We start from the raw sequence: 485 nt of genomic DNA, 5'->3' as shown, positions 1-485 counted from the left end.
CCTTGCAGGTCGGTCCGTCGTGCGGCACTTCGACGCGTATGAGTTGACGGTAACGGCGCCGCATCCGCTCGACTTCCATCTTCGTCTTGTCGTCGTTCCGATAGGTACCGACGAAGATCGTGTAGTTCTTGTACTCGAGCGTGCCGACCATGCTCTCGAGCATGGCGGCAATCACGTCGTACTCGAGCCACGCCGGCACCATGATCGCCAGCGGCTGCTCGCGTACGGCACGCAATTGTGCGGCATTCAACGGCGTATAGCGCCGCTTGATGAACAACGAGCGATAGATCTGGCGCCCCCAGTACCACGCGTCGACAAACAGGTCGTCAACGCTTGACATGAGGATGATGACGCCGACCACCGCACCGGCAATTTCCAGGCCGTGATAGTAATCGGCCACCAGATACGGCCAGTAGAGCGAGGAGATCACGGTGGCGGCCCTCGACGATCAGCGATTGCTGTTCTTCTTGTGACCGGCACGCAGC

At 60.0% G+C, this 485-nt stretch carries 1 protein-coding gene; it reads right to left on the bottom strand.

Annotation, left to right across the window (positions count from 1 at the left end):
- The coding region (locus tag CDV44_RS27140) for a glycosyltransferase (protein WP_141118833.1) at positions 1-430 on the bottom strand (430 nt) is incomplete at its 3' end.
- Positions 431-485: the final 55 nt, after the last annotated feature.

This window comes from Pandoraea sp. PE-S2R-1 (assembly GCF_002179865.1).
Taxonomy (GTDB): domain Bacteria; phylum Pseudomonadota; class Gammaproteobacteria; order Burkholderiales; family Burkholderiaceae; genus Pandoraea.
This window is presented reverse-complemented; position numbering and strand designations above follow the sequence as displayed.